Annotated in this window: 20 protein-coding genes; 8 read left to right on the forward strand and 12 right to left on the reverse strand. The window is 65.4% G+C overall.

Annotation, left to right across the window (positions count from 1 at the left end; all coding sequences use genetic code 11):
* Positions 1 to 10: 10 nt before the first annotated feature.
* Positions 11 to 1324 carry an ATP-binding protein gene (locus ACIPG5_RS10075; protein WP_176511970.1) on the forward strand — a complete coding sequence of 438 codons (1314 nt, stop codon included), beginning with the start codon at positions 11 to 13 and terminating at the stop codon, positions 1322 to 1324.
* A gap of 117 nt (positions 1325 to 1441) precedes the next feature.
* Here the strand turns inward: ACIPG5_RS10075 and rimK are convergent, their stop codons facing one another.
* Both rimK and ACIPG5_RS10085 read right to left on the reverse strand, forming a co-directional pair.
* The gene (gene rimK / locus ACIPG5_RS10080; protein WP_012316721.1) at positions 1442 to 2347 is read right to left on the reverse strand and encodes a 30S ribosomal protein S6--L-glutamate ligase; all 906 of its coding nucleotides are present in this window, start codon (positions 2345 to 2347) and stop codon (positions 1442 to 1444) included.
* The gene (locus ACIPG5_RS10085) at positions 2344 to 2826 is read right to left on the reverse strand and encodes an ATP-dependent zinc protease (RefSeq protein WP_176511969.1); all 483 of its coding nucleotides are present in this window, start codon (positions 2824 to 2826) and stop codon (positions 2344 to 2346) included. Before ACIPG5_RS10085 ends, rimK begins: the two co-directional genes overlap by 4 nt.
* A gap of 109 nt (positions 2827 to 2935) precedes the next feature.
* Here ACIPG5_RS10085 and ACIPG5_RS10090 point away from each other — a divergent pair, with 109 nt between their 5' ends.
* Positions 2936 to 3337, forward strand: a complete 402-nt coding sequence (locus ACIPG5_RS10090) for an RNA-binding S4 domain-containing protein (protein WP_176511968.1) — start codon at positions 2936 to 2938, stop codon at positions 3335 to 3337.
* A gap of 72 nt (positions 3338 to 3409) precedes the next feature.
* Here ACIPG5_RS10090 and ACIPG5_RS10095 read toward each other — a convergent pair whose 3' ends face one another.
* Complete coding sequence (locus ACIPG5_RS10095; protein ID WP_401374663.1) at positions 3410 to 4204, reverse strand: phosphatase PAP2 family protein; 795 nt, start codon at positions 4202 to 4204, stop codon at positions 3410 to 3412.
* A 120-nt stretch (positions 4205 to 4324) separates the two neighbouring features.
* Between ACIPG5_RS10095 and hslO the strand changes: the two genes are divergently transcribed.
* The 3 genes from hslO (at position 4325) to ACIPG5_RS10110 (ending at position 7572) form a co-directional block, all read left to right on the forward strand.
* Positions 4325 to 5224: an Hsp33 family molecular chaperone HslO gene (gene hslO, locus ACIPG5_RS10100; protein ID WP_176511966.1), complete on the forward strand. Its 900-nt coding sequence runs from the start codon at positions 4325 to 4327 to the stop codon at positions 5222 to 5224.
* A 179-nt stretch (positions 5225 to 5403) separates the two neighbouring features.
* Complete coding sequence (locus ACIPG5_RS10105; RefSeq protein ID WP_176511965.1) at positions 5404 to 6945, forward strand: phosphoenolpyruvate carboxykinase; 1542 nt, start codon at positions 5404 to 5406, stop codon at positions 6943 to 6945.
* A 186-nt stretch (positions 6946 to 7131) separates the two neighbouring features.
* Positions 7132 to 7572, forward strand: coding sequence for a thioesterase family protein (locus tag ACIPG5_RS10110; protein ID WP_286912971.1), 441 nt, complete (start codon positions 7132 to 7134; stop codon positions 7570 to 7572).
* A gap of 55 nt (positions 7573 to 7627) precedes the next feature.
* On the opposite strand, the gene ACIPG5_RS10115 is transcribed toward ACIPG5_RS10110, so the two are convergent.
* The 3 genes from ACIPG5_RS10115 to fdhD form a co-directional block, all read right to left on the reverse strand.
* Positions 7628 to 8104: a glycine zipper domain-containing protein gene (locus tag ACIPG5_RS10115; protein WP_176511961.1), complete on the reverse strand. Its 477-nt coding sequence runs from the start codon at positions 8102 to 8104 to the stop codon at positions 7628 to 7630.
* Positions 8105 to 8313: 209 nt separating this feature from the next.
* Complete coding sequence (locus ACIPG5_RS10120; protein ID WP_401374668.1) at positions 8314 to 10659, reverse strand: FdhF/YdeP family oxidoreductase; 2346 nt, start codon at positions 10657 to 10659, stop codon at positions 8314 to 8316.
* A gap of 5 nt (positions 10660 to 10664) precedes the next feature.
* Positions 10665 to 11495, reverse strand: coding sequence for a formate dehydrogenase accessory sulfurtransferase FdhD (fdhD, locus tag ACIPG5_RS10125; RefSeq protein WP_236237918.1), 831 nt, complete (start codon positions 11493 to 11495; stop codon positions 10665 to 10667).
* 175 nt (positions 11496 to 11670) lie between these two features.
* Here fdhD and lysM point away from each other — a divergent pair, with 175 nt between their 5' ends.
* Positions 11671 to 12111, forward strand: a complete 441-nt coding sequence (gene lysM / locus ACIPG5_RS10130; protein WP_176511958.1) for a peptidoglycan-binding protein LysM — start codon at positions 11671 to 11673, stop codon at positions 12109 to 12111.
* An 85-nt stretch (positions 12112 to 12196) separates the two neighbouring features.
* On the opposite strand, the gene yrfG is transcribed toward lysM, so the two are convergent.
* Entirely contained in the window at positions 12197 to 12859 is a 663-nt protein-coding gene (gene yrfG, locus ACIPG5_RS10135) for a GMP/IMP nucleotidase (RefSeq protein ID WP_096049132.1), read from the reverse strand.
* Between the two features lie 64 nt (positions 12860 to 12923).
* Between yrfG and nudE the strand changes: the two genes are divergently transcribed.
* Both nudE and cysQ read left to right on the forward strand, forming a co-directional pair.
* Positions 12924 to 13490, forward strand: coding sequence for an ADP compounds hydrolase NudE (gene nudE, locus ACIPG5_RS10140; RefSeq protein ID WP_176511956.1), 567 nt, complete (start codon positions 12924 to 12926; stop codon positions 13488 to 13490).
* Positions 13487 to 14314, forward strand: coding sequence for a 3'(2'),5'-bisphosphate nucleotidase CysQ (gene cysQ, locus ACIPG5_RS10145; RefSeq protein WP_401374673.1), 828 nt, complete (start codon positions 13487 to 13489; stop codon positions 14312 to 14314). The genes nudE and cysQ overlap by 4 nt, the downstream gene beginning before the upstream one ends.
* A gap of 116 nt (positions 14315 to 14430) precedes the next feature.
* Here the strand turns inward: cysQ and ACIPG5_RS10150 are convergent, their stop codons facing one another.
* From ACIPG5_RS10150 to rfbC, 5 genes are read right to left on the reverse strand one after another with little or no spacing between them, the layout of a single operon-like run.
* Positions 14431 to 14886: a YiiD C-terminal domain-containing protein gene (locus ACIPG5_RS10150; RefSeq protein ID WP_401374675.1), complete on the reverse strand. Its 456-nt coding sequence runs from the start codon at positions 14884 to 14886 to the stop codon at positions 14431 to 14433.
* Positions 14883 to 16292 carry a sigma-54-dependent transcriptional regulator gene (locus tag ACIPG5_RS10155; RefSeq protein ID WP_401374678.1) on the reverse strand — a complete coding sequence of 470 codons (1410 nt, stop codon included), beginning with the start codon at positions 16290 to 16292 and terminating at the stop codon, positions 14883 to 14885. Before ACIPG5_RS10155 ends, ACIPG5_RS10150 begins: the two co-directional genes overlap by 4 nt.
* A complete protein-coding gene (locus ACIPG5_RS10160) occupies positions 16289 to 18103 on the reverse strand; it encodes an ATP-binding protein (protein WP_401374680.1) in 1815 nt (604 codons plus the stop codon). Before ACIPG5_RS10160 ends, ACIPG5_RS10155 begins: the two co-directional genes overlap by 4 nt.
* 38 nt (positions 18104 to 18141) lie before the next feature.
* Positions 18142 to 19002, reverse strand: coding sequence for a dTDP-4-dehydrorhamnose reductase (rfbD, locus tag ACIPG5_RS10165; RefSeq protein ID WP_176511951.1), 861 nt, complete (start codon positions 19000 to 19002; stop codon positions 18142 to 18144).
* Positions 18999 to 19544, reverse strand: coding sequence for a dTDP-4-dehydrorhamnose 3,5-epimerase (rfbC, locus tag ACIPG5_RS10170; protein WP_176511950.1), 546 nt, complete (start codon positions 19542 to 19544; stop codon positions 18999 to 19001). Before rfbC ends, rfbD begins: the two co-directional genes overlap by 4 nt.
* Positions 19545 to 19592: the final 48 nt, after the last annotated feature.

The raw sequence follows: 19592 nt of genomic DNA on the forward strand, positions 1-19592 counted from the left end.
TGCGCCGTCAATGAAAACACCGCTTTGGTTCCCGCAGAGTTTCTTTGCTCGCACCCTGTGGCTGGTACTGATCGTCGTCCTGTTCTCCAAGGCGTTGACCCTGGTCTACCTGCTGATGAACGAGGACGTGCTGGTCGATCGCCAGTACAGCCACGGCGTGGCGCTGACCTTGCGCGCCTACTGGGCCGCCGATGAAGAAAACCGCGACAAGATCGCCGAGGCGGCCGGCCTTATTCGGGTAACCGGCTCGGGTGTGCCCGAAGGTGAGCAGCACTGGCCGTACAGCGAAATCTACCAGCGCCAGATGCAGGCCGAACTGGGTGAGGACACCGAAGTGCGCCTGCGCATCCACGCGCCGCCGGCGCTGTGGGTCAATGCACCGAGCCTGGGCCCGGGCTGGCTGAAAGTACCGCTGTATCCTCATCCGCTGCGCGGGCAGAAGATCTGGAACGTGCTGGGCTGGTTCCTGGCCATCGGCCTGTTGTCCACCGCCTCGGCATGGATCTTCGTGCGCCAGCTCAACCAGCCGCTCAAGCGCCTGGTGTTCGCCGCTCGCCAGTTGGGCCAGGGGCGCAGCGTGCGCCTGCCGATCAGCGATACGCCCAGCGAAATGACCGAGGTGTACCGGGCGTTCAACCAGATGGCCGAAGATGTCGAGCAGGCCGGGCGCGAGCGTGAGCTGATGCTGGCGGGGGTTTCCCACGATTTGCGCACGCCGCTGACACGCTTGCGCCTGTCGTTGTCGTTGCTGGACAGCGACAACGAGCTGAGCGATGACATGGTGCGCGACATCGAGGACATGGACGCCATCCTCGACCAGTTCCTGGCGTTCATCCGCGATGGCCGTGACGAACCGGTGGAAGAAGTCGACCTTGCCGACCTGGTGCGTGAAGTGGTGGCGCCCTACAACCAGCCCCACGAGCGCGTGCGCTTGTGCCTGGAGCCGATCCCGCCATTCCCGCTGCGCCGGGTGTCGCTCAAGCGCATGCTGGGCAACCTGATCGGCAACGCCCTGCACCATGCGGGCAAGGGCGTGGAGGTGGCTGCCTATGTGTCGGGTGACGAGAGTGCGCCGTATGTGGTGCTGAGCGTGCTTGACCGGGGTGCCGGGATCGACGAGTCGGAGCTGGAGACCATCTTCAACCCGTTCATTCGTGGGGACCGTGCCCGGGGCGGCAAAGGCACCGGGCTGGGCTTGGCGATCGTCAAGCGGATCGCGGCGCAGCATGGCGGCAATGTCGAGTTGCGCAACCGCTCCGGCGGCGGGATCGAGGCGCGGGTGCGGTTGCCGTTGGGGCTGTTGCTGCCGCGCAATGCTGTGTGATTCTCGCTGGCCCTATCGCCGGCAAGCCGGCTCCCACAGGTACACCACAATGCTCTGAATCTGTGGCGAACCTGTGGGAGCCGGCTTGCTGGCGATTAGGGCCGGTACAGGCTTGAATCAACCTTTGCCCTTGGTCCGGGTCTGATTCGGCCCGCCATTCTTCTCCAGATGCTCGATGATCATCCCGGCAACGTTCTTGCCGGTGGTCACTTCGATGCCTTCGAGGCCTGGCGAAGAGTTCACCTCCATCACCAGCGGCCCGTGGTTGGAGCGCAGGATATCCACACCCGCCACACTCAAGCCCATCACCTTGGCCGCACGAATGGCCGTGATCCGCTCTTCAGGCGTGATCTTGATCAGGCTGGCAACGCCACCACGATGCAAGTTGGAGCGGAATTCGCCTGGCTTGGCCTGGCGCTTCATCGAGGCAATCACCTTGTCGCCCACCACGAAGCAGCGAATGTCGGCGCCGCCGGCCTCCTTGATGTACTCCTGAACCATGATGTTCTGCTTCAGGCCCATGAACGCCTCGATCACCGATTCTGCCGCCTGTGTGGTTTCGCACAGCACCACACCGATGCCTTGGGTGCCTTCGAGCACCTTGATCACCAGGGGCGCGCCATTGACCATCTGGATCAGGTCGGGGATGTCGTCCGGCGAGTGGGCGAAACCGGTAATCGGCAGGCCGATGCCGCGGCGCGACAGCAGCTGCAGCGAGCGCAGCTTGTCACGGGAGCGGGCGATGGCCACCGACTCGTTGAGCGGGTATACACCCATCATCTCGAACTGGCGCAAGACCGCGCAGCCGTAGAAGGTCACCGAGGCGCCAATGCGCGGGATCACTGCATCGAACCCCTCCAGTGGCTTGCCACGGTAGTGGATCTGCGGCTTGTGGCTGGCGATGTTCATGTAGGCACGCAGGGTATCGATCACTACCATTTCGTGGCCACGCTGGGTACCGGCTTCGACCAGGCGGCGGGTGGAATACAGACGCGGATTGCGCGACAGCACAGCGATCTTCATGCAGCACCTGTGACAGGGGAAAGGGTGGCCGCGAGGGCCGGTTTGTCTTGAACGTACTTCAGGCCCGGGTTGACCACCAGCTGGCCATGGATCAGCGCCTTGGAGCCGAGCAGCAGGCGGTAGCGCATGTTCTTGCGGCAGGCCAGGGTGAATTCGACCTCCCACACCCGGTCGCCGAGCGCCAGCGGCGTGCGGATGACGTAGCGGGTCTGGGCATGGCCGTTGGAGCTCTTGATGGTCTTCATGGTGACCAGCGGCGCCTCGCAGCGGCGGTGGCGCAGCTGCACCATCGAACCCAGGTGAGCGGTGAAACGCACCCAGGCCTGGCCGTCGCGTTCGAATGTCTCGACCTCGGTGGCATGCAGGCTGGAGGTACTGGCGCCGGTGTCGATCTTGGCGCGCAGGCCCGCCACGCCGAGGCCGGGCAGCGCGACCCACTCGCGCAGGCCGATCACAGTCAGATGGTCAAATGTCTTCACGAAGCACACCCTGCGAATGAGGTGGTGAACTGTAAGCACGCCGGGGACTTTTTGCATCTGATCGTTACGGTAGTACAGTTCGATGAAAGACAGAATTCGAGGAAACGCTATGGCACAAAAAGCCGAGGACGACGACAAGGTCCGCCTGGACAAATGGCTGTGGGCGGCCCGCTTCTACAAGACGCGCGCGCTGGCCAAGGCGGCGATCGAAAGTGGCAAGGTGCATTGCCGGGGCGAGCGTTGCAAGCCGGGCAAGGAGCCGCGCGTAGGCGACGAGTTCGTGCTTCGCACGGGCTTCGATGAGCGCACGGTGGTGGTCAAGGCGCTGTCGGTGGTGCGCCGGGGCGCGCCCGAGGCGCAGGCGTTGTATGAAGAAACCGAAGAGAGCCTGCGCCGGCGTGAGCAGGCGGCCGAGATGCGCAAGGCTGGCGCCATGGGCATGACCACCGATGGCCGGCCTAACAAGAAGCAGCGGCGGCAGATCCACCAGCTGCATGGCAGCTTTGATTGAGTGGGGCCGCGTGGCGGCCCAATCACAGGGTCTGTAGCTGGGGGTAGGGCTGCTGAGCAGCCCTTTGACGATCTAGCGAACCACCGCCAGCCGGCCGACCAACGGCAACTTGGCTGCCAGGGCAAACAGCGGCGCTGTCCAGCGCATCAGCAGGGCACTGCCCTTGGCCGCCAAGGGCGTATGGCAACTCCAGCCCAAGGCCAGCAGTGCCATCAGCAAGCCCCCGATGTAGTCGTCCTGCCCCCAATGGGCACCGGCCACCAGGCGCGGCAGCATGAACAGCACGGCCAGGCCCCAGATCACCAGGTACTGCCCCAGGCGCCGGCTGAACAGGCTCATGAACAGTGCCCAGATCAGCAGCACCGAGGCGTGGTCGCCAGGGAAGCTCTTGCCGGAGCGGTCCTTCAGTTCCCAGGCCTTTTCCAGGTTCGGGTAGTAATCGCTCAGGTGCACGACGTTGTCGAACACCATCGAAGGGCTCACATGTTGCCAGCCGGCAGCATCCACCCACTTGGAAAACAGCGCGCGAATCACCACTAATAGGATCAGCGTGACGAGGAAGCCGAAAAACGCTTCGCGCACCTGGCTGGCCTTGAACACCCAATTGCCACGGATCAGCACGGTGAGCAGGATCAGGCCGACGACGATGTCGAACGGTCGCAGGCTGCCAAGGGTCCAGATGTAACGCCACAGGGTGTTATCGGCTAACGGCGCATTGAGGCTGTGGAACAGCCATTCGTCGAAAGTCAGGCACAGTATCTGGCCAATGGGCCATAACCAGAAACACAGTAGAGCGATGGGTAGCAGGGTACAGGCTGCCAATGGGCCCCAGGACCACCTTGCTTGGAACAGTGGTCGATTGTCCATAAAATACCTCTATTGCCAACAGGATTCGGAGCGCCTTGTGAGCGCTCTGCCACGGGCTTTCGCAACGTGTCGAAAGCCCGTGTAACCATTTTGTCATCATTTTTTAGATAGCCAAAACCTATGAGCGAATTGCCGGATACCGATTTCACCCAGCGTTTCATCTTCGACGACCGCGATATCCGCGGTGAGTGGGTGGCGCTGGACGACAGCTACGCCGCCGTGCTGGCGCGTCACCAGTACCCGCAGCCAGTGGCGGCGGTGCTCGGTGAGCTGATGGCCGCCACGGCATTGCTGGTGGGCGCGATGAAGTTCGACGGGCTGCTGATCCTTCAGGCGCGTTCGGCAGGGCCGATCCCGCTGCTGATGGTCGAGTGCTCCAGCGAGCGCGAAATCCGCGGCATGGCGCGCTACGAAGCCGAGCAGATCCCGGACGGCGCGACGCTGTCGCAGCTGATGCCCGACGGCCACCTGACCCTGACCATCGACCCGATCAAGGGCCAGCGCTACCAGGGCACCGTCGAACTCGACGGCGCCAACCTGTCGGAGTGCTTCACCAACTACTTCGTTCAGTCGCAGCAGACCAACACCCGCTTCTGGCTCAATGCCGAAGGCGGCAAGGCCCGCGGCCTGCTGCTGCAGCAGCTGCCGGTGGACCGTGAGCGCGACGAGGAAGACCGCGAGAACAGCTGGCAGCACGTGGTGGCCCTGGCCAGCACGCTCAAGGCCCAGGAGTGGTCCGAAGACAACGAGACCCTGCTGCACCGCCTGTACCACGAAGACGCCGTGCGCCTGTTCGATATCCAGTCGCTGCGCTTCCAGTGCAGCTGCTCGCGCGAACGTTCCGGCAATGCGCTGGTCAGTCTTGGCGAGCACGACGCCAAGCAGCTGGTCGAGGAATGTGGCGGCAAGGTGGAGATCGATTGCCAGTTCTGCAACGAGCGCTATTTCTTCGATGCCAGCGATGTTGCGCAACTGTTTGCAGGTGGCGGCACCGACACGGCCTCAGAAACTCGCCACTGAAACGGTTAATCACAGGTAAATCTCTTGTCTAATTGCGCAAAAGCGCAGTTACGACAGGAGGGGCCTACTTTTTTTGGGCGTTTCTGGCATAATCCGGCCACTTTTTTCGCTGTAGTAGTTTTTTCGAGACAACTACAAAACGTTTGGAGCACTCGGCCTCGGGCCGGATGGGGTATCTCATGACGCAAGCCAACAACACCGTGTACACCGACCTGAGCGTCGATGAGCTGGTTAAAGAAGCGCTGTCCCGCGGTGAAGGCGTGCTGGCCGATACTGGCGCACTGGTCGTCGAAACTGGCCACCGTACTGGCCGTTCGCCGGCTGACCGTTTCATCGTCGAAGAACCTTCCACCCAGGCCGCCATCGCCTGGGGCCCGATCAACCGCAAGTTCCCGGCCGACAAGTTCGATGCTCTGTGGGACCGCGTCGAGGCGTTCAACAACGCCCAGGATCACTTCGTTTCCTACGTTCACGTAGGTGCGGCCGCCGAGCACTACCTGCCGGTGAAGATGACCACCCAGACTGCCTGGCAGAACCTGTTCGGCCGTTGCCTGTTCATCAACCCGGAGCAGTTCAACCCGGCTGGCCGCGACCAGTGGCAGATCCTCAACGTCGCCAACTTCGTCTGCGAGCCTGAGCGTGACGGCACCAACTCCGATGGTTGCGTGATCATCAACTTCGCCGCCAAGAAAGTGCTGATCGCTGGCATGCGCTACGCCGGTGAAATGAAAAAAGCCATGTTCTCGGTGCAGAACTTCCTGCTGCCGGCCGCTGACGTGCTGCCAATGCACTGCGCTGCCAACATCGGCGAAGAAGGCGACGTAACCCTGTTCTTCGGCCTGTCCGGCACTGGCAAGACCACCCTGTCGGCCGACGAAAGCCGTTACTTGATCGGTGACGACGAGCACGGCTGGGGCGAGGGCGTTGTCTTCAACATGGAAGGCGGCTGCTACGCCAAGTGCATCGACCTGTCCGAGAAGAACGAGCCGGTCATCTGGAAAGCCATCAAGCATGGCGCCGTGCTGGAAAACGTCGTGCTCGACGCCAACAAGCACGCCGACTACGCCGACGTCAGCCTGACCCAGAACAGCCGCGCCGCCTACCCACTGGAGCACGTCGCCAAGCGCGCCGAAGCCAACCTGGGTGGCGAGCCGAACGCAGTCATCTTCCTGACCTGCGACCTGACCGGTGTTCTGCCTCCGGTTTCGATCCTGAACAACGAGCAGGCGGCCTACCACTTCCTGTCCGGCTACACCGCGCTGGTCGGTTCCACCGAAATGGGTTCGGGCGGCGGCATCAAGTCGACCTTCTCCACCTGCTTCGGCGCACCGTTCTTCCCGCGCCCGGCCGGCGAATACGCCGAGCTGCTGATCAAGCGCATCAACGCCTTCGGCTCCAAGGTCTACCTGGTCAACACCGGTTGGACCGGCGGTGGCTACGGCGTCGGCAAGCGCTTCAGCATTCCGACCACCCGTGGCGTGATCGCTGCGATCCAGAGCGGTGCTCTGGTCGGTGCCGAAACCGAACACCTGGACATCATCAACCTGGACGTGCCAAAAGCCGTTCCAGGCGTCGAGACCGAACTGCTCAACCCACGCAACACCTGGGCTGACAAAGCGGCCTACGACGAAGCGGCCAAAGGCCTGGCCGGCCTGTTCACCGAGAACTTCAAGAAGTTCGACGTGTCCGACGCCATCAAGGCCGCTGGCCCACAGCTGTAAGCTGACGCCAGCTGCAACGAGAAAGCCGCCCCAAAGGGCGGCTTTTTTGTGCCTGGTATCTTTACTGCTAGCGCCCTCAACCTTGTGAAAGCCGGCTCGCCGGCGATACGGCCCGACCAGGCAGCCACAAACCCAGGAAATTCTGTTTCACTGACAGTATCCATTGCGACGATACGAGTCAGCCCGATGATCGAATCCCCCAACCGCACAGCCTTTTCCCACTTTCACCCGATCCTCACCCGCCCCCAGGACAACGACCACAACGGCCACATCGGCGGCGCCACCGTACATGGTTTCTTCGAGACCGCCGTGCAGGCGTTTCTGGTGGAGCAGGCCGAGTTCGACCTGCGCGAGGGCGAGCTGGCAGCCTTCGTGGTCAGTTCCGCGGCAGACTTCTACGCGCTGCCCGGCTTCCCCGACGTGCTGGAGGTGGGCCTGGGCGTGACGCGCCTGGCGGGGAGCACGGTGGAGTACCGGCTGGCGCTGTATCGCCCGGGCGAGGCGGATGCCTGTGCGGCGGGCACGGTGGTGCAGGTGTTCATCGAGCGCGCCAGCGGCACGCCGGTGCCCTTGCCTGAGCCGCTGCAGCGCATCCTGGCCGGCCTGCAGCTCGAAGCCCAGGCATGAAAAAGCCCCGCCGGTGAGGGCGGGGCTTTTTTCTACCAGGGAGGTGCCCCCGGTATCAGTGGCGCCAGTGCTTGTGCTTGCGGTGGCCGTAGTGGCGGCCACGGTCATAGTGACGACGGTCGTCGTAACTGCGACGGTAGCGGCGATCATCGTGGCGCTCGTCTTCATCGGCTTTGTTGCCCATGTAGTTACCCAGCGCGCCACCGGCACCACCGCCTGCGGCTGCGCCGATGTAGCTACCGGTGGTGCCGCCTACCGAGCGGCCGACCACGTTGCCGCCAGCGGCGCCCAGCGCGCCACCGATGGCCGCCTCGCCGCGCTGGCGCTTGTCGGCACCCAGGGCACCGCCTGCGGCGCCACCCAGGCCGGCGCCGATGGCACCGCCGGTGCTACCACCGATGGAGTTGCCCACCACGGAGCCGAGTACCCCACCTAGTGCGCCGCCAATGCCGGCCTCGGTATTGCCACCGGCCATGGCAACGCCGCTGAGCAAGCTGAAAGACAACAACAGAATCGAGGAGTACTTCTTCATCAACAGAGCCTCATAGGGATGACGAGGCGAAATTTGAGGCTCCGAGGTGCCCGTGGCAACGCAAATCCGACGAGTAGCACGAGTTGTACACAATTTTCTAAGTTATTGTTTTTGCGATGAAACTTTCTCGAATATTGCAGGTCTGAAATAATTGTGACGAAGCCCTGACCCCTTGTGGAGCAGGGCTTTTTGCGTTTTTGCCGGCCGATTTACAGGATGCGCCCATCGTCCCGCGCACGCTCCAGTTTGATCGCGACGAACTTGGAAGTCGGCGTGTGGCTACCCTCGCCAATGCTCTCCAGCGGAATCAACGGGTTCACTTCCGGGTAGTACGCTGCCGCCTGCCCGGCCGGGATATCGAACGCCAGCAATGTGAAGGCATGCACCCGGCGCACGTGCTCATCGCCCCACAACGACACGATGTCGACCTTCTGCCCCGGCTGGAAGCCCAGGCGGACGATGTCGGCTTCGTTGGCGAACAGCACGTCGCGCTGGCCACGCACGCCGCGGTAGCGGTCATCCAGGCCGTAGATGGTGGTGTTGTACTGATCGTGCGAGCGCATCGATTGCATGATCAGGTCCGGCAGCTGGCCGCTGGCGCGCACACGCGCATCGAGCAGGCTGTCCGGCAGCAGGTTGGCCTTGAAGTTGGCGCGGCCCGAGGCGGTCTTCCATTCGCGGCTGGCGGCGCTGTTGCCCAGGTAGAAACCGCCGGGCTGGCGCAGGCGCTGGTTGAAGCCGCTGAAGCCGGCGATGGTGTCGCCGATCAGGTCGCGGATGCGGTCGTAGTCGGCCACCAGCCAATGCCAGTCCACCGGGTGCTTGCCCAGGGTCGCGGCGGCGATGCCGGCGACCACCGCAGGCTCCGAGCGCATCTGCGATGACAGGGGTTTGAGCTGGCCGTTGGAGGCGTGGACCATGCTGAAGGAGTCTTCCACGGTGACGGCCTGTGGCCCGTCGGCCTGCAAGTCGATGTCGGTGCGCCCCAGGCACGGCAGGATCAGGGCCTGCTGGCCGTGGATCAGGTGGCTGCGGTTGAGCTTGGTGCTGATCTGCACGGTGAGCGCGCAGTTGCGCAGCGCCTGGGCGGTGCGCTCGGTGTCCGGGGTGGCTTGGGCGAAGTTGCCGCCCAGGCCGATGAAGACCTTGGCGCGGCCCTCGAGCATGGCATGGATGGCCTCGACGGTGTTGTGGCCGTTGTGCCGGGGCACCGGGAAGCCGAAGCGTTTTTCGATGGCATCGAGCAGCGCCTGCGGCGGGCGTTCGTTGATGCCCATGGTGCGGTCGCCTTGCACGTTGCTGTGGCCACGCACCGGGCACAGGCCGGCACCGGGCGCGCCGATGTTGCCGCGCAGCATCTGCAGGTTGACGATTTCCTGGATGGTCGCCACCGAGTGGCGGTGCTGGGTGATGCCCATCGCCCAGCACATGATCACGCGTTTGCCACGGCAGTACATGCGGGCGGCCAGTTCGATATCGGCCAGTGTCAGGCCCGATTGCTCCTCGATTTGCTGCCAGCCGGTGGCATCCACCACCGCCAGGTATTCATCGACCCCCAGGCCATGCTCGGCGATGAAGGCATGGTCGAACACGGCCGGCTCACCCTTGGCCTGCGCCTCGCGCTCCCACTGCAAAACGAACTTGGCCATGCCGCGCAGCAGCGCCATGTCGCCGCCCAGCGCCGGGCGGAAGAACGCCGTGTTGGTCGGCCGGTCGCTGTTGGTGAGCATTTCCAGCGGGTTCTGCGGGTGCTGGAAGCGCTCCAGGCCACGCTCCTTGAGCGGGTTGATGCACACCACCTGGGCGCCGCGTTTCACTGCATCACGCAGCGGGTCGAGCATGCGCGGGTGGTTGGTGCCGGGGTTCTGGCCCCAGACGAAGATCGCGTCGGCATGCTCGAAGTCGTCGAAGGTGACGGTGCCCTTGCCCACCCCGACGCTTTGCCCCAGGGCCACGCCGCTGGCTTCGTGGCACATGTTCGAGCAGTCGGGGAAGTTGTTGGTGCCATAGGCACGCACGAATAGCTGGTAGAGATACGCCGCTTCGTTGCTGGCGCGCCCGGAGGTGTAGAACTCGGCCTGGTCAGGGCTGGCCAGCTTGTTCAGCTCGCGGGCGATCAGGGCGAAGGCGGCGTCCCAGGCGATGGGCCGGTAACGGTCGCTGAGCGGGTCGTAGACCATCGGCTCGGTCAGGCGGCCCTGGTATTCGAGCCAGTAGTCGCTCTGCTGGCGCAAGGCGCTGACGCTGTAGCGGGCGAAGAAGGCGGCGTCGACGCGGCGCTTGGTGGCTTCCCAGTTGACCGCCTTGGCGCCGTTCTCGCAGAACTTGACCATGCCGCTCTCGGGCGAGTCGCCCCAGGCGCAGCCCGGGCAGTCGAAGCCGCCGTTCTGGTTGGTCTTGAGCAGCGCGCGGATGTTCTTCAGCGCGTTGTCGCTGCCGACCCAGGCCTTGGCCACGCTGCGCAGCGCGCCCCAACCACCGGCGGGGCCGTGGTAGGGCTGGTAGCGAGGGGAGGAGGCTGGGGCGTTGTCCGGAAGGTTCTGGTACGAGGTCACGGCTGTTACGACTCCGCCGCTGGGCTATAGACCCGCGGTGCACTGTGTTTGGGCAGGTGAATGAGGTTGAGGTTGTGCTTGCGCGCCCATTGCAGGGCAAGGCCGGTGGGCGCCGACAGGCTGACCAGGGTCTGGATGCCGGCGCGCAGCACCTTCTGGATCAGCTCCAGGCTGCAGCGGCTGGTGACGATGGCCAGGCCGCCGGTGGTGCTGATGCCTTGGCGCAGCAGGGCGCCGATCAGCTTGTCGAGAGCGTTGTGCCGGCCGATGTCTTCGCGGCCCAGCAGCAGCTCGCCCTGGTCATTCATGAACAGCGCCGCATGCACGGCGCCGCAATGCTGGCCCAGTGGCTGGAAGGCATCGATACGCTGGCGCAGGCCGGCCAGCCACTGCGCCGGCGGCAGCGGGGCGCCCGGCAGCGCGGCCAGTTCCGGCAGCGCCTGCTCCAGGGCCTCGACCCCGCACAGGCCGCAGCCACTGGTGCCGGCCAGCTGGCGGCGCTGGTTCTTCAGGTTCCAGAACGCGCGGCTGGAAATTTCCAGGTCGGCATACATCGCCGAGCCGCTGCCGGAGAGTTTCAGGTCGTAGATTTCTGCCGTGCCTTCGACAATGCCGCTGCCGACGCTGAAGCCGACGGCAAAGTCTTCAAGGTCGGTGGGGCTGACCAGCATCACTGCCTGGTTGAGGCCGTTGTAGGCGATGGCCAGGGCCACTTCCTCGGCCAGCGGCGTGCTCGCCAGCTCGCCATCGTCGAGCTGGGCATAGTCGTAGGTATTGCTGGCGGCGGGCAGGGCCAGAGGCGTGGAGGCCGCGCAGACCGGAGGTTTGCTGTTCATCGGGGCTGACTACCGGCGGCTATCTGATAGCACCAGCCTAGGCCGGCGGGCTGCGCGCGTCTAATCGCTAGGGTCTATGCCTTGATAGAGCGCGTCGATGAGCGGCAAGCGGCGGGGTGGGCAAAGCTGGCCTAGACTCCTTGCTCCGAAGGTATACGTCAACAAGGAGCGCGTCATGAGCCTGTTCAGTTTCGTGAAGGAAGCCGGCGAGAAGTTGATCGACCTGCTGACCCCCGGCAACGCCAACGCCGAGGAGCAGTTGAAGAAGCACGTGGAAAGTGTCGGCCTGGGCAACCCCAACATCACGGCCACCGTGGAGGGTGACAAGATCATCCTCAAGGGCGAGGTGGCCAGCCAGGAGGAGAAGGAAAAGATCATCCTGGCGGCGGGCAACATCAATGGTGTGGCCAGCGTCGATGACCAGATCACCGTGACCGGGCCGGTGGTCAAGGCTGCGCGGTTCGTGACCGTGAAGAAGGGCGACACGCTGTCAGCCATTTCCGTGGTCGTGTACGGCAATGCCAACCAGTACAACAAGATCTTCGAGGCGAACAAGCCGATGCTGTCGCACCCGGACAAGATCTACCCGGGGCAGGTGCTGCGTATTCCTGACTGATAGATCTTCATCGGCTTCATCGCCGGCAAGCCGGCTCCCACAGGTTCGCCACCGCGTTCCCTGTGGGAGCCGGCAATAGGGCCATTCACAGCCCCACCAGCAACTCCCGATAATCCTCCACCGCCGCGAACTCCTGGGTATCGCGCGGCGCCGCCTGGCTGTCCGGCTGGCGCACCGCCAAAAGGTGCGCCACACCAAAGCGCCGCGCACTGCGCAAGATGGCCAGCGTGTCATCGATGAACAGGCTGCGCTGCGGCTCGAAGCCGATATCCGCCTGCAGTGCATCCCAGAACTGCGGGCTCTCCTTGGGGTAGCCATAGTCATGCGAGCTGATCAGCCGCTCGAAATACGGCGCCAGCTCCACCCGCTCCAGCTTCAGCGACAGCGAATCGCGGTGGGCGTTGGTGATCATCACCACGCGCTTGCCGGCCTGGCGGATGGCTGCCAGGAAGGTATCGGCATCCGGCCGCAGGGCGATCAGGTCGGCGATCTCGCGCTTGAGCTCGCGGATCGGCAGCTTCAGTTCGCGGCTCCAGAAGTCCAGGCAGTACCAGTTCAGGGTGCCGGCGTTGCGCTCGAACAGCGGCTGCAGCTCCATTTGCGCCATGGCCCGGCTCACCCCGTGCAGCTCGGCGTAGCGCTGGGGCAGGTGGTCGAGCCAGAAGCGGTTGTCGTAGTGCAGGTCGAGCAGGGTGCCGTCCATGTCCAGCAGGACGGTATCGATGGCGGACCAGGGAAGAACAGGCATGGGAAACTCTCGTTCAGTCGGCAAGCCACGGTATAGTAACCCGTTCACGCCAAGGAGCCGCCCCATGCGCCAGAAACCCACCGTCCTCAGCCGCGAAATCGTCGCCAGCAGCCGCCTGTTCCGCGTCGAGGCCGTGCAGCTGCGCTTCAGCAATGGCAACGAGCGCACCTACGAGCGCCTGGTCGGCCGTGGCAATGGCTATGGCGCCGTGATGATCGTGGCCATGCTCGACGCCGAACACGCGGTGCTGGTCGAGGAATACTGCGGCGGCACCGATGAATACGAGCTGTCGTTGCCCAAGGGCCTGATCGAGCCGGGTGAGGACGTGCTGGCCGCGGCCGACCGCGAGCTCAAGGAAGAGGCCGGGTTTGGCGCACGCCAGCTGGAGCACCTGACCGAGCTGTCGCTGTCGCCGGGCTACATGAGCCAGAAGATCCAGGTGGTGCTGGCCAGCGACCTGTACGAAGAGCGCCTGGAAGGCGACGAGCCCGAGCCGATGCGCGTCGACAAGGTCAACCTGCGTGAGCTCTCGGCCCTGGCCATGCACCCGCAGTTCACCGAAGGGCGGGCGTTGGCGGCGCTGTACCTGGCCCGTGACCTGCTGATCCAGCGGGGGCTGCTCGAGGTATGAACGACCAGCAACTGATGCTCGAAGTGGTCAAGCTGGCCGGCTTGGCCGGCGACGCGATCCTGCCGTTCTGGCGCGCCGATGTCGCGGTGACCAGCAAGGCCGACGACTCGCCGGTGACCGCCGCCGACCTGGCCGCGCACCAGGTGATCGCCGACGGCCTGCAGGCGCTGGCGCCGCAGATTCCGGTGTTGTCCGAGGAAGACTGCAATATCCCCCTGGCTACCCGCCAGGGCTGGCAGCGCTGGTGGCTGGTCGACCCGCTCGACGGCACCAAGGAGTTCATTGCCGGCAGCGAAGAGTTCACCGTCAACATTGCCCTGATCGAAAACGGCGAGGTGGTGTTTGGCGTGGTGTCGATGCCGACCAGCGGGCGCTGCTATTTCGGAGGGCGCAGCCTGGGCGCCTGGCGCGCAGACGCCGGCGCGGATGCCCTGCCGATCCAGGTGCGCAACGCGCCGCCAGCCGACGGCCGCTTCACCGTGGTGGCCAGCCGTCGCCACTCCAGCCCGCAGCAGGAGGCGTTGCTGGCAGGGTTGGGTGCTGCGGTGGGGGCGCTTGAGCTGGCCAATATCGGCAGCTCGCTGAAGTTCTGCCTGCTGGCCGAAGGCAGCGCCGACTGCTACCCGCGCCTGGCGCCGACGTCGCAGTGGGATACCGCAGCGGCGCAAGGCGTGCTGGAAGGTGCCGGGGGTGAGGTGATTGGCCTGGATGGGCAGCCGTTCCGCTACCCGCCGCGCGAGTCGCTGCTCAACCCGTTTTTCCTGGCCTTGCCCGCTGCAGCAGGCTGGCGCCAAGCGCTCATCAAGTTGGCAGGGTCCCTGTAGGAGCGGCCTTGTGTCGCGAAAGGGCTGCGCAGCAGCCCCAGGGATATAGCGGCGAAACTGAAATTGCTGGGGCTGCTGCGCAGCCCTTTCGCGACACAAGGCCGCTCCTACAGCAATCAGCGATGTAGCACATACTGCCCGCTGAACCTCACCGCAGGCTCGTCGCTGCCAAGGTTGCTCACCGTGGTTTCCAGCGTCAGCCGCGCACGCCCTCGGCGCTGGTACATCGTCACGAAGCGTTCCCAGGTCTTCTCATCCGGCGCCGCACAGCGCGCCACCGCCGCGCCCGTGACCGGCAGCGGATAACTGATCTGCCCCTCCTGGATGACGATATGCCCATCATCGATACCCAGCTCGCGCAGGCGCAGGTGCAGCCAGCCCCAGCCCACCAGCACTGCGGCGCAGTACAGGCTACCGCCGAACATGGTGCTCTTGTGGTTGACGTTGGCGGCCAGCGGCAGCTGCAGGCGCAGGGTCTGGGCTTGCCAGTCGAGCACGTCCAGGCCCATTTCACGGGTCAGCGGGATGTCGCCGTGCAGCACGTGCTGCAGGTACTGGCTATCGGAACTCATGGGCGGTTTTCCTCGTGGTCGTCGGGCCCGCTGCTGCCACCTTCGAAGTGCAGGCCGTGTTTGCGCAGCTTGTCGTGCAGGGTCTTGCGCGGGATGCCGAGGGCCTCGGCAAGGCTGCGCATGGAGCTGTGGGGCTGGGCCAGTTCGGCGGCAATCAGCGAGCGCTCGAAACGCTCCACCTGCTCACTCAAGTTGCCCAGCAGGATCGGCGCCGCCGCCGGCGTTGCAGCGGCCACCTGGCCGTCCAGGGCCAGCTCCAGGCCCAGGGCGAAACGCTCGGCGGCGTTTTGCAGTTCGCGCACGTTGCCCGGCCAGCCATGGCGCAGCAGCATGGCGCGTTGCGCCGGTTGCAGGCTGTGCGGCGGCAAGCCGTGGCGCTGGCTGGCCGCGTCGGCGAAATGCTGGAACAGCACCAGGATGTCGTCCCCGCGCTCGCGCAGCGGCGGGATGCGCAGCGGCGCCACGTTCAGGCGGTAATACAGGTCGGCGCGAAAACGCCCCTGGTCGGCAGACTGGCGCAGGTCTTCCTTGGTGGCGGCAATGATGCGGATATCCAGCGGGATCAGCTGGTTGCCGCCCAGGCGCTCGACCACCCGTTCCTGCAACAGGCGCAGCAGCTTCACCTGCACGTCCAGGCTCATGCTCTCGATTTCGTCGAGGAACAGCGTGCCGCCGTTGGCGAATTCGAACTTGCCGATGCGGCGCTTCTGCGCGCCGGTGAAGGCTCCCGGCTCGTGGCCGAACAGCTCGCTTTCCACCACCGACTCGGCCAGCGCCCCGGCGTTGATGGCCACGAATGGCCCATCGCGACGGCTGGACAGGTCGTGCAGGGCGCGCGCCACCACCTCCTTGCCAGCACCGGTTTCACCGAGAATCAGCACGTCGGCGCGGGTGCCGGCCAGGGCGCCGATCTGCTCGCGCAGGCGCAGCATGGACGGCGAATGGCCGACCAGGCGCGTGGCCAGCTGCTGGCGGTCGCTCAGGGCCAGGCGCAGGCTGCGGTTGTCCAGCACCAGGCGGCGCAGGGCCAGGGCGCGGCGCACGCTGTCGAGCAGGGCATCGCTGGCGAAGGGTTTTTCCAAAAAATCATAGGCCCCGGCGCGCATCGCCTGCACCGCCAGCGGCACATCGCCGTGGCCGGTGATCAGCAGCACCGGCAATTCGCTGTCGCGGCCATGCAGCTGTTCCAGCAACTGCAGGCCATCGATGCCCGGCATGCGGATATCGCTGACCACCACGCCAGGCCAGTCCGGCTCCAGGCGCTCGGCCAGGCCCTGGGCATCGGCCAGGGCGACCACCTTGAGCCCGGCCAGGTCGAGGGTCTGGCTCAGGGCCTGGCGCAGGTGCGGGTCGTCGTCCACCAGCAGCACCTGGGCCTGGTTGTCGATCTGTGTCTCGGTCGTCATGCCGAGGGGTCCTCCGAGGGTTGCAGGTTGGCGCCGGGCGCGGCCGTGCGCAGTTGCAGGGTCAGCAGTGCGCCACCTTCCGGGTGGTTGGCCAGCAGCAGTTCACCGCCCAGGGCACGCATCAGGCTTTCACAGATGGCCAGGCCCAGGCCCAGGCCCTGGGTGCGGGTCTTGGTGGTGAAGAACGGCTCCTTGGCATGCTCCAGGGCCTGGCGGCTGAAGCCCGGGCCGTTGTCGCGGATGTACAGGTAGACGTAGCCATCGCGGGTTTCGGCACTGAGCCACAGGCGCCGCGGGTTGGCCTTTTCGGTCAAGGCGTCGAGGGCGTTGGCGAGCAGGTTGCCGAGCACCTGGCGCAGGCGTGTTTCGCCGGCCTGGACCCACAAGGTAGCGTCCGGCAGGTCGCGCACCAGCTCCACGGCCATGGCCCGGCGGCGCTTGGCCAGCAAGGCCAGGGCATCGTCCAGCGCCGGCTGCAGGGCCACGCTTTCCGGGGCGTGGCGGTCGCGGCGGGCGAAGGCGCGCAAGTGGGCGATGATCGAGGCCATGCGCCCGGTCAGCTCGCCGATCAGCTTGAGGTTGCCGCGGGCATCCTCGGTGCGCTGGTGGTCGAGGAGAATCTCGGCGTTTTCCGCGTAGCTGCGGATGGCCGCCAGCGGCTGGTTGAGCTCGTGGCTGATGCTCGCCGACATGGTGCCGAGCACCGACAGCTTGCCGGCCTGCACCAGTTCGTCCTGGGCCCGCACCAGCTCCTGCTGGGCGTTTTCGCGCTCGAGCACGGCATTTTTCAGCCGGGTGTTGAGGCCTTCGAGGTCGGCGGTGCGCTGCACCACGCGGTTTTCCAGCTCCTGCCGGCCCCGGGCCTCGAAGTCGATGCGGTCGATGTAGTGGCGCCGCCGCTGCATCACCAGGCCGGCCAGCAGCATCAGCACCAGCAGCGCACCACCGCCAATGGCCATCACCGTCTGCACCGAGCGGTCGACCAAGGCGCGGGGCGCCAGCAGGCTCACTTGCCAGCCGGTTTCCTTGATGTCACGGGTTTGCGTGAGCCAGGCGTCCGGGTTCAGCACCAAGGGCTGCGGCGCCTGGGTCGGGTAGGGCTGGATGGCGATGATCGCCTGGCGCTCGGCCTCGGTCAGCGCGCGGGTGGCACGGAAGCGCCAGTCGGGCCGCGAGGTGAGGATGACCACGCCATTGTGGTCGGTCAGCAGCAACTGCTCGGGGGTGCGCCCCCACAGGGTTTCGGTGTGGTCGAGGTCGACCTTGACCACCAGCACGCCGACGATGCGCTCGCGGTCGTGCACGGCGGCGGCGAAGAAGTAGCCGCGCTTGGCCGAGGTGGTGCCCTGGCCGAAGAAGCGCCCCAGGTGCCCGTCCATGGCTTCGATGAAGTAGGGGCGGAAGGAGAAGTTGCGGCCCACGAAGCTGTCGCGCTTGTCCCAGTTGGAGGCGGCCAGGGTGTTGCCGCTGACGTCCATCAGGTACATCACCTCGGCGCCGGTCTGCTGGACGATGTCCTTGAGCAGGCGGTTGGCGTTGGTGACCGCTTCGAGCTTGAACGGGTCGGCCAGCACCGTGCGCAGCGCCGGCAGTTCGCCGAGGATCTGCGGCAGGGTTTCGTAACGGTGCAGGGTGCCGAGCAGGTTGGCCACGTACAGGTCGAGGGTCTGGCGGTTCTGCGAGGCCAGTTCGTCCTGGTAATAGCGTTCGGCAAGGTGGTGCAGCGGCCACAGCAGCGGTGCCAGGCACAGCGCCAGCAGGGCCAGGCTGCGCCAGCGGGGGCGGCGGGGGGGCGTCGGTTTTGCAATCATTGCGTAAATGCGCCAGAAGAGTCTGGCGCAATTATGCGCTACTTGAGGCAGTCGATCAGCGCCTGCTGCCAGTGCGGCAGGTGGATGTCCCATTCATGGGCCAGGCGGCTGCAGTCCAGGCGCGAATTGAGCGGGCGGCGGGCGGGGGTGGGGTAGTCGCTGGAGGGGATCGGCAACAGCTCGGCGCAGGGCAGGCCGCGGGCCTGGAGCTGTTCGGCGATGGCCTGGGCGAAGCCGAACCAGGAGGTTTCGCCCTGGGCGGTCAGGTGGTAGGTACCCCAGGCGCCAGCCTGGCCGGCCTGCCAGCGCTCGATCAGGGCGCGGGTGCTGGTGGCGATGGTCGCGGCCCAGGTGGGCGCGCCAACCTGGTCAGCGACTACCCGCAGTTGCGGTTTTTCCTGCAGCAGGCGTTGCATGGTCAGCAGGAAGTTGCGCCCGTGCAGCGAATACACCCAGCTGGTGCGCAGGATCAGGTGCTCGCCATCGACGGCGGCGATGGCCTGCTCGCCGGCCAGCTTGCTGCGGCCATAGACGCTCAGCGGGTTGGGCTTGTCGGCTTCGTTGTAGGGCAGGGCCTTGCAGCCGTCGAACACGTAGTCGGTGGAGTAGTGGATCAGCGGCGCGCCCAGGCGCAGTGCTTCTTCGGCCAGTACCCGCGGGGCGTCGGCGTTGACCGCATAGGCCGCATCCGCGTCGCTTTCGGCCTGGTCCACGGCGGTGTAGGCCGCGGCGTTGACGATCAGGTCGGGGGCCAGCCGGCGCAGCGGTTCGCGCAAAGCCTCGGGGCGGGCCAGGTTCAGCTGCTCGCGGCCCAGCAGGTGAAGCTCGCCAAGGCCTGCCAGCTGGGTGCCGAGCGCTTGGGCAAGCTGGCCGTTGTGGCCACAGACGAGAATTTTCATGGGAACAGGTCCGCGTTGGCCAACCAGGCGCCAGCCTGGTCCTTGGCCGACAGCAGCGGTGGTGCCTGCAGGCCCCAGTCGATGGCCAGGTCCGGGTCATCCCAGCGGATGCTGCGCTCGGCAGATGGGTTGTAGTAGTCGGTGGTCTTGTACAGGAAGTCGGCCGACTCGCTCAGCACCAGGAAGCCATGGGCGAACCCTGGCGGGATCCAGAACTGGCGGTGGTCGTCGGCATTCAGGCGGGTGGCGACCCAGCGGCCGAAGGTCGGCGAGCTGCGGCGGATGTCCACGGCCACGTCGAGCACGGCGCCCTGGGTGACCCGCACCAGTTTCCCCTGGGGGTTGTCGATCTGGTAGTGCAGGCCGCGCAGCACACCGCGCTGGGAGCGGGAATGGTTGTCCTGGACGAACTGCGCCTGGATCCCCGTCGCCTCGGCAAAGTCGCGGGCGTTGAAGCTTTCGAGGAAAAACCCTCGGCTGTCGCCGAAGACCTTCGGTTCGATGATCAGTACATCGGGTATTGCGGTGGCGATTATGTTCATGGCGATTGGTCGACCAGTAAGTTCAGAGTTAGACCGTACCGGTCATCT

Origin of the sequence: Pseudomonas sp. NPDC087029, assembly GCF_044745345.1 — a bacterium.
Classification (GTDB): Bacteria; Pseudomonadota; Gammaproteobacteria; order Pseudomonadales; family Pseudomonadaceae; genus Aquipseudomonas; species Aquipseudomonas faucium.

Coding starts and splice junctions, on each gene's coding strand:
- hslO (WP_176511966.1), top strand. CDS start 4,325: ATGAGCGAATTGCCGGATACCGATTTCACCCAGCGTTTCATCTTCGAC.
- rfbC (WP_176511950.1), bottom strand. CDS start 19,544: ATGAACATAATCGCCACCGCAATACCCGATGTACTGATCATCGAACCG.
- ACIPG5_RS10160 (WP_401374680.1), bottom strand. CDS start 18,103: ATGATTGCAAAACCGACGCCCCCCCGCCGCCCCCGCTGGCGCAGCCTG.
- fdhD (WP_236237918.1), bottom strand. CDS start 11,495: ATGAACAGCAAACCTCCGGTCTGCGCGGCCTCCACGCCTCTGGCCCTG.
- cysQ (WP_401374673.1), top strand. CDS start 13,487: ATGAACGACCAGCAACTGATGCTCGAAGTGGTCAAGCTGGCCGGCTTG.
- ACIPG5_RS10110 (WP_286912971.1), top strand. CDS start 7,132: ATGATCGAATCCCCCAACCGCACAGCCTTTTCCCACTTTCACCCGATC.
- ACIPG5_RS10090 (WP_176511968.1), top strand. CDS start 2,936: ATGGCACAAAAAGCCGAGGACGACGACAAGGTCCGCCTGGACAAATGG.
- rfbD (WP_176511951.1), bottom strand. CDS start 19,002: ATGAAAATTCTCGTCTGTGGCCACAACGGCCAGCTTGCCCAAGCGCTC.
- yrfG (WP_096049132.1), bottom strand. CDS start 12,859: ATGCCTGTTCTTCCCTGGTCCGCCATCGATACCGTCCTGCTGGACATG.
- lysM (WP_176511958.1), top strand. CDS start 11,671: ATGAGCCTGTTCAGTTTCGTGAAGGAAGCCGGCGAGAAGTTGATCGAC.
- rimK (WP_012316721.1), bottom strand. CDS start 2,347: ATGAAGATCGCTGTGCTGTCGCGCAATCCGCGTCTGTATTCCACCCGC.
- ACIPG5_RS10095 (WP_401374663.1), bottom strand. CDS start 4,204: ATGGACAATCGACCACTGTTCCAAGCAAGGTGGTCCTGGGGCCCATTG.
- ACIPG5_RS10150 (WP_401374675.1), bottom strand. CDS start 14,886: ATGAGTTCCGATAGCCAGTACCTGCAGCACGTGCTGCACGGCGACATC.
- nudE (WP_176511956.1), top strand. CDS start 12,924: ATGCGCCAGAAACCCACCGTCCTCAGCCGCGAAATCGTCGCCAGCAGC.
- ACIPG5_RS10155 (WP_401374678.1), bottom strand. CDS start 16,292: ATGACGACCGAGACACAGATCGACAACCAGGCCCAGGTGCTGCTGGTG.
- ACIPG5_RS10115 (WP_176511961.1), bottom strand. CDS start 8,104: ATGAAGAAGTACTCCTCGATTCTGTTGTTGTCTTTCAGCTTGCTCAGC.
- ACIPG5_RS10075 (WP_176511970.1), top strand. CDS start 11: ATGAAAACACCGCTTTGGTTCCCGCAGAGTTTCTTTGCTCGCACCCTG.
- ACIPG5_RS10105 (WP_176511965.1), top strand. CDS start 5,404: ATGACGCAAGCCAACAACACCGTGTACACCGACCTGAGCGTCGATGAG.